Consider the following 7,231-nt stretch of genomic DNA (forward strand, 5'->3'; position numbering starts at 1 on the left):
TGAGGCCGTGCCCGAGCGCCTGAAGTCTGCCGCCGAGCGCCTCACCGGGGCGCCGGTGCTGCTCGTGGTCGTGGCGATCGCGTCGGTGCAGCTCGGTTCGTCGGTCGCCAAGGACCTCTACTCGGCTGCCGCCCCTCTCACGGTGGCCTGGTTGCGCCTCCTCGGGGCCGCCGTCGTTCTCGGGGTGCTGACGCGGCCCCGCCTGCGGGGGAGGTCGGCGTCCGACTGGTTCTGGGTGGTGGCCTACGGGGTGTGCCTGGCGGGCATGAACGTGACCTTCTACCTGGCCATCGAGCGCATCCCCATCGGTATGGCCGTCACGCTGGAGTTCCTCGGGCCCCTGGGGGTGTCGGTCGCCCTGTCGCGCCGCGCGCGCGACCTGCTCTGGGTCGGGCTGGCTGCGATCGGCGTGGCGTTGTTGGGTTTCTCCCCGGGTGAGTTGGACCCCGTCGGCATCGTCTGGGCGCTGGTCGCCGGCGCGCTGTGGGCCGGCTACATCCTGCTGGCCGGCCCGACCGGACGCCGCTGGTCGGGGGTGTCGGGGGTCTCGGTCGCGTTCTGGGTGGGTCTGGTCGCGCTGACGCCGATCGTGCTGGTGGGTGGGTTGCTGCCGCCGGCCGTGCCCGTGGTGTGGGGGGTCGGCGTGCTGATCGGACTGCTGTCCTCGGCGATCCCCTACGGGCTGGAGATGATCGCGCTGCGCCGCATCGAGCCGCGCATCTTCGGCATCCTGATGTCGTTGGAGCCGGCCGCCGCCGGCCTGTTCGCGCTGCTGGTGCTGGGGGAGACCCTGCGGCCCATCGAACTGGTCGCGATGGCCTGCGTCGTGGTGGCGTCCGTCGGGGTGGTCCGGTCGGCACGTCCGGAACCGGATCCGGCGCGGCCACAGGTCTAGGGTGGACGCGTGAGCACCCCCGCCCGCCACCGCGTCCTCATCGCCGACGACGACCCCGATGCTCGTGCGGCCTATCGCGCCTTCTTCGCGCAGCAGCGGGAGTTCACCCTCGTGGGCGAGGCCCGCACCGGGGCCGAGGCGGTCGAGACCTACGCCCAGGTCCGCCCCGACGTCGTCCTGATGGACCTGCAGATGCCCGGGATGTCCGGGATCGACGCCACGCGACTCATCTGCGAGCGGCACCCGGGCGCTTGCATCGTGGCGATGACGACCTTCGGCACCCGGGAGTACGTCGTCGCCGCGCTGCGGGCCGGGGCGTCGGGCTACCTGGTCAAGGACGTCGGGGGGCCGGGGCTGCGCAACGCGCTCGTGCAGGCACTGGGTGGCGACATGCCCCTCTCTGCGGCGGTGCGCCGCGCACTCGTCGCCTCCGTCGTGGACCAGGGCGCACCTCCCGTCACCGACCGCCACGGGTTGGCGCCCCGCGAACTGGAACTCCTCGGCTGGCTCGCCCACGGCCTCACCAACCAGCAGATCGCCAACCGGATGCACGTGTCGGAGGGCACGGTCAAGCAGTACGTCGCGCGGATCTGCGACACCCTCCAGGTCAACTCGCGCACCCAGGTTCTGGTGCGCTCGATCCAGTTGGGCCTGGTCAATCCGAGCCAACTGCCGCCGATCGGCGGGTGAACAGGCGACTGGGCCGGGGGGCGATCGGGTCGGAGTCCGGCGTCCGGGGGACGGACGCGGCGACCACCCAGTGGTCGCCGACCGGGCCGGCCGTGAACGTTCCGCCGGTCAGCGTCACGCGCTCGGCCAGGCCGATCAGCCCGAAGCCCGTCGAATCGGCGTTGGTCCGGGCCATGGAGGGCAGCGCGCTCACCACGCGCACACCCAGCGTGGCCTCGGACGCCGTGATCACCATCTCGACCGGGGACCCGGTCGGGGCGTAGCGCAGGATGTTGGTGGTCGCCTCCCGCAGGATGCTGCTCACCGTGCGCTGGGTCGTGGGATCGGACGAGTCGGCGCCGGCGGACACCCGCAGGTCGATCGGGTGGCCGGCGGCGCGGAGCGTCTCGGCCGTCGCGGCGGCGGCACGGCTGGGGGTCGTGCCCGGCTCCCGGCTGGGCGGGGCGTCCTGGCGGGTCAGGTTGACCAGCGTCGCCAGGTCCGCCTGTGCCGCGGCGTTCAGCCGGACGAGGCGGAGCCGGGTGGCGGTCACGGCCCCCGGTTCGTCCGACGTGCCGTGTGCCATCAGGACCATCGTCATGAGGCTGAGCTGGTGCGCCACGATGTCGTGCAACTCCCCGGCGAGCTGGGCACGCTCGGTCGTGCGCGCCACCGAGAAGGCTCGCGTCAGGCGCGTGAACTCCTGCAGGTGCGCGGCCCGCACCCGCACGAAGTACCGGACACCGAGCCCGAAGGCGACGCCGAAGGTCAGCAGCATCACCGACGCGAGTGACATGACCAGGTGGTCGTCGCTGCCACGGTGCCACCAGATGAAGGTCAACGCAGACCCGAGGGCGACGACGGGCACGATCCGCGGCCAGTTCGCCGCCACGACGGCGAGCAGGAAGACGTTGAGGAAGAAGAGGGGGGACAACCCCGGGAGCGGGGCGAGCAGCGTCGAGGTGAGGATCGCCGCGGCAGCCAGCACCAGCGCGGACGCGGGGGGCGAGGTGGCGGCGAGGGCGAGGGCGAGGAACGCCACGACCATGGCGAGGTCGTGGGTCAGCAGTTCGGGCCGCTCCCGCCAGGTGAGCACGAGACCGACGGTCCAGACCCCCGCCGCTGCCGTCGCGGGCAGGGCGAGGGCGAGTCGGGCTGTGTTCAGGCTGATGCGGGTGAGGAACGGTCGCCGCGGCGCGTCCGCGGGGGCTGCGCTCTGGGGACGGGGCGGGACGAACTCCTCGACCAGCCAGCGCGTGCCCAGGTCGCCGTCGCGGCGCCCGACGAGCACGGCCACCCCACCCCCGGACGCGGCGACGCGCAGGTGGATCGTGCCGGTTCCCCCCTCCTCCCGGAGGCGGTCGACGGCGGTGCGCAGGGTGCGCAGGAGGGCGTCGGCGTCGGTGGTGGGGGGAATGGTGGCCGGGTCGGGCAAGTCGATCTCCACCGTCAGGCCGTGCCCCACCAGGTGGTCCTCGACCTCCTCCAGGGCGCTGACCAGGTCGCCCGGGGTGGCCTGGTCAGCGGTGCCGGCGCCCCGCAGGGTCGAGACGAGGCGGCGCAGCCGGGTCAGGCTGGCGCGGGCGCGGGCGTCCACCTCGACGAGGGAGGCCGCACCGGCACCCGCCACCTGGGCCCGGTCGAGCAGGGCACCCGTGGCCCGGAGGTCCTGCGCGAGGATGCCGGAGAGTTCATCGGCCAGGGCCGCCCGTTCCTCCTGACGGGTGGCGCGCACCCGTTCCTCCAGGAGGGACAGTTCCCTGGTCGAGAGGTTCCGGTGGCGCAGCAGCCACCGCAGGACCACGCCGACCCCGAGGGCGGCCAGGAAGAGGGCCGCGAGGAAGAGGGACTCCGTGCTGCCGGAGGACCACCACAGGTGCCCCGCCCGGATCCCGGCCACCCCCGTCAGGACGAGGAGTGCCACCCGGGGTTGTGCGCGCGCGGCCACCACGATGGTGACGACGACCATGGGGGTGACACCGTAGTCCCGCGGCATGAGGATGTCGGACAGCAGGGGGGCGAGTGCCAGCAGGACGCCGGGCACGGGGTGGAACAGCGCGACGATCACGGCCGCAGCCGAGACGACGGCGAGAAGCACGTCGAGGGGGGTTCGCCACACCCAGGCACTGAACACGGCCTCGGTGGTGGCCAGCACGACCACGATGGCCCGGACTGCGTGCCACACACACACGTCGTCGACCGCCAGGTGGCGTGGACGAGCGGTGGCCATCGGGTCCTCCGGGGGGCGTCGGGGATGGTCGAATCCTACCCGTCGCCTTGTGGGGAGTTCCTTCGTCCGCGAGCGGGACCGGTTCCAGCTGATCCCGCTCGGGCACGCGTGCTTCCGTCTCGAACCCGACTCAGGGGGGCGCCTGTGGGGGTCCTTCGTGCCGGATCCGCGCCCTCCCCACGAGACGGATGGTCGACCGCCCGTGCGGATCGACGACGACTCCCAGGACCTTCAGGGTTGGTTGACGGCACGTGCCGACCTCGACGGGTCGGGGTCGCGCGCTGGGTGAACGTGCTCCGGCGCCCCGAGCGTGAGGCCTCCGTCGCCCTCCTCGACGGGGACCAGGTGCTGGTGCAATTGGTCAACCACGACGGCCAACTGGACCCTGCGAGCCAGCGTCATCGACGGGGGTGACCTCCTCCGGACGTGGTCGTGCGCCACCGGGCCCGGCCGGGCCAAGGAGATCACGACCGGATGGGGTTTCGCGGTCGCCCGGGCGGTCCGGGACGGTGAGGAGTTCCTGCACCGCGTTCCGATCGCGGGATTCTCCTCGGGGCGCCGGGCGTGCTCGACCTGGCCATGAACCGTGTCGCGCCCGCCGTCGGGTTCGGTGCCGTGGAGATGAGCGGCGGCCTGCCCCCGTTCGCCTGGTACTTCGACAACGAGGGTGGGACCCTCAACGACCCCGACCGTGTCGCGCGGCGCCAGACCTCGATGGCCCGCGGTTCCCGGGAGTCGTACGTCTCCGACGACGGTTACGAGGTGGAGATCGACGTGCGGTGGCCCGCGTCGTCGGGGGAGCGCCACGTCGGGCCCGTCCTGCTGATGCTGTACGGCGCTTGCGGGATCGACCTCGACCTCGACACGGATCCCGACCTGCGCACCTGGCTCGACCGCGGGTTCGCCGTGGCCGCCCCGCACGTGCGCGGCGGCGGACCCGAACGGCGGCATCAGGCGGGAACCCGGGCCAAGCGGGACCGTTCCCTCGCCGATGCCGCCGCTGCGATCCGGCACCTCCGCGCCGGGGGCAGCGCGGTGGTCGAGGCCACCGAGCTGGTCGTCATCGGTGCCTCGGCCGGCGGGTTCCTGGCGGCGACGACCGTCAACACCTGCGCCGACGACGTGGACGTCTGCATCATCGTCAACGGATTCGTGGACCCCCTCACCAGCCTGCTCCGCCAGGACAACCTCGTCCGGGCCGGGGCCGAGGCCCTCGTCATCGTGGCGGCCGCGGATGTGCGGGTGAACCCGCGGCAGGGCCTCAAGTGGGCGCTGGCGTACCGGTCGCTGGGTGGCTCGGTGGAGTTGTGGTTCGACCCGAACGGTGCCCACGACTGCTGGGGTGCGGGCATGTCGCCGGATGCACTGTTCGACTGGGTGGACGCCGCCCTCGCCCGGGCCCGCGCCCGCAACCGGGCGCCGCAACCGGCGCATGCCTAACTTTCAGGCAGAAGGGACGCCTCGGCCTATTCATTCGGCACCCGCCCTGTAAGGCTGATGATGACCCTCTGTAAACGTGAGGAAAGAACAATGAACCAGAACATGATCGACGTGAAGGGCGTGACAAAGTCCTTTCGTGGTGTCGTGGCGGTCGAGAATGCTTCGTTCGTGGTGCCGCGGGGCGGCGTGACGGCGCTGCTCGGCCCGAACGGCGCGGGCAAGACCACCACCCTGCGGATGATCCTCGGGTTGGCCCGGCCCACGTCCGGCCGGGTGGCCTATGCGGGGGGCTCGGCGCCACGGATCGGTGCGAGCCTGGACGGGGGCTGGGGCAGCGGGCAGGTGTCCGCGGACGCCGACTGGGACTACGTCGCCGGCGTGCTCGGCGTCCCGCGCTCCCGCGTGGAGGAGGTCCGCGAGTACGTGGGCCTCCGTGCCGGGGACATGCGCAAGCCTGTGACCAAGTTCTCCACGGGGATGCGGCAGCGCCACGGCCTCGGCATCGCCCTGTTGGGTGAGCCCGATGTCCTCATCCTCGACGAGCCGGTCAACGGCCTGGACCCCGAGGGCATCCGGTGGCTGCGGGGCGTCATGCGATCCTTCGCCGACCGGGGCGGGACCGTCCTGTTGTCCAGCCACCTGCTGGGCGAGGTCGAGCACGTCGCGGACCACCTGGTGGTGGTCAACAAGACCGTCCGGTTCGCCGGGAGTGTCGACGAGCTGGGTGTCGGTGCCGGCCGGGGCGAACTGGAGGGCCAGTACTTCTCGCTGGTCGGAGCGGGAAGGAGCGCGGCATGAGCGCAGCCATCGCCGAGGTGCGGAAGGTCCTCGCCGGCCAGTTGTGGTGGGCCTTCCTGCTGGTCGGAGTCGGTTTGTCCGTGATCACGATCGTGGCCATCACGCCCGACCACGTCGCCGCCGTCGCCTCCGGGGCCGGAACCGTCCGCGCCGCGCTCGACGACGCCACGCGGTACTGGATGACCGTCTACCTGGCGTGCGGCTCCCTCATCGCCTACCTGTTCGCGGGTGAGTTCACCGACGGGCAGATGCAGCGGTCGGTGCTGCTGCACCGGCTGTCGCGCGGACGCGTGCTGGGTACGAAGTTCGTGGCGGCGCTGCTCGTGTCGGTGCTCTTCGGCCTCGTGGCAGCGGCCCTGGCTTGGCTGACCCCGCCGATCGCGCTGTCCCTGTTCGGCCTGGACACGGCCGGGGCCGGTGTCGACCCCGAGATCGTGGCCGGTGTCCTCGGTGTCAACATCCTGGCCGGCGTGTGGGGGTTCGCCCTCGGCGTGCTGCTGCGCAACCCGGTGGTGGCGGTCGGCCTGTTCGCCGTCCAGACGCTGCTGCTGGAGACCTACGGTGCCAAGGCCGTGCCCGAGGTGGGCAAGTACCTGCTCACCTCCGTGCTCGGATCGCTGTACAAGGACCCCTCGCCGCTGTCGATGGCCGTCCTGCCGGCCCTGGGCATCGCCCTGGCCTGGGTCGGTGTGGCGACGGTGGGTGCCGTGGGCACCTTCAGGACGCGCGACGTCTGAGTCCTGCGCACAGGGGGCGGGGCCGGGATCACTCCCGGCCCCGCCCCTTTTTCCGTGCCCCGGACCGATGGGGGCTGGTCGAACGGGCGCTCCGGCTGGCCATTCGTGCATGGTGACCGAGGCAGGCGCCGCCGACTCCTACGACCCGGCCTCGCGCAAGCCCACCGTCTCGTTCGGCGACTCGCTCGTCGACGACCTCGTCCGCCGCGACTTCACCGTCAACGCGATGGCGCTCTCGGTGGTGTCCGGGGCGTTCGCCGACCCGCACGGCGGCCTGGCCGACCTCGAGGCCGGCGTCCTGCGCACCCCGTCGACCCCCGAGGTCTCCTTCAGCGACGACCCGCTGCGGATGATGCGGGCCGCACGGTTCGCGTCCCAGCTCGGCTTCACCCCCGCCCCCGAGGTGGTCGACGCGATGACCGACATGGCCGAGCGCATCGACATCATCTCCGCCGAGCGCGT

Annotated in this window: 6 protein-coding genes and 1 pseudogene; 6 read left to right on the forward strand and 1 reads right to left on the reverse strand. The window is 72.3% G+C overall.

Translation table 11 applies throughout. The annotated features are described in order from the left end of the window. The first annotated feature begins 7 nt into the window (after positions 1-7). Complete coding sequence (locus H5397_RS11215; protein ID WP_182817480.1) at positions 8-895, forward strand: DMT family transporter; 888 nt, start codon at positions 8-10, stop codon at positions 893-895. Between the two features lie 9 nt (positions 896-904). After that, positions 905-1,585, forward strand: a complete 681-nt coding sequence (locus H5397_RS18890) for a response regulator transcription factor (protein WP_182817482.1) — start codon at positions 905-907, stop codon at positions 1,583-1,585. Here the strand turns inward: H5397_RS18890 and H5397_RS11225 are convergent. After that, positions 1,551-3,794, reverse strand: a complete 2,244-nt coding sequence (locus H5397_RS11225) for a histidine kinase (protein ID WP_182817484.1) — start codon at positions 3,792-3,794, stop codon at positions 1,551-1,553. The two genes, H5397_RS18890 and H5397_RS11225, sit on opposite strands and share 35 nt — an antisense overlap. A 564-nt stretch (positions 3,795-4,358) precedes the next feature. Between H5397_RS11225 and H5397_RS11230 the strand changes: the two genes are divergently transcribed. The 4 genes and pseudogenes from H5397_RS11230 to H5397_RS11245 form a co-directional block, all read left to right on the forward strand. Beyond that, the gene (locus tag H5397_RS11230; RefSeq protein ID WP_182817486.1) at positions 4,359-5,234 is read left to right on the forward strand and encodes a prolyl oligopeptidase family serine peptidase; all 876 of its coding nucleotides are present in this window, start codon (positions 4,359-4,361) and stop codon (positions 5,232-5,234) included. A gap of 90 nt (positions 5,235-5,324) precedes the next feature. Continuing rightward, entirely contained in the window at positions 5,325-6,032 is a 708-nt protein-coding gene (locus tag H5397_RS11235) for an ABC transporter ATP-binding protein (RefSeq protein ID WP_182817488.1), read from the forward strand. Continuing rightward, a complete protein-coding gene (locus tag H5397_RS11240) occupies positions 6,029-6,769 on the forward strand; it encodes a hypothetical protein (RefSeq protein ID WP_182817490.1) in 741 nt (246 codons plus the stop codon). The genes H5397_RS11235 and H5397_RS11240 overlap by 4 nt, the downstream gene beginning before the upstream one ends. 109 nt (positions 6,770-6,878) lie before the next feature. After that, positions 6,879-7,231, forward strand: a pseudogene (locus H5397_RS11245) (CCA tRNA nucleotidyltransferase); the annotation flags it as partial.

Origin of the sequence: Propioniciclava sp. MC1683, from assembly GCF_014164675.1 — a bacterium.
Taxonomy (GTDB): domain Bacteria; phylum Actinomycetota; class Actinomycetes; order Propionibacteriales; family Propionibacteriaceae; genus Propioniciclava.

Coding starts and splice junctions, on each gene's coding strand:
- H5397_RS11225 (WP_182817484.1), bottom strand. CDS start 3,794: ATGGCCACCGCTCGTCCACGCCACCTGGCGGTCGACGACGTGTGTGTG.
- H5397_RS11235 (WP_182817488.1), top strand. CDS start 5,325: ATGAACCAGAACATGATCGACGTGAAGGGCGTGACAAAGTCCTTTCGT.
- H5397_RS11240 (WP_182817490.1), top strand. CDS start 6,029: ATGAGCGCAGCCATCGCCGAGGTGCGGAAGGTCCTCGCCGGCCAGTTG.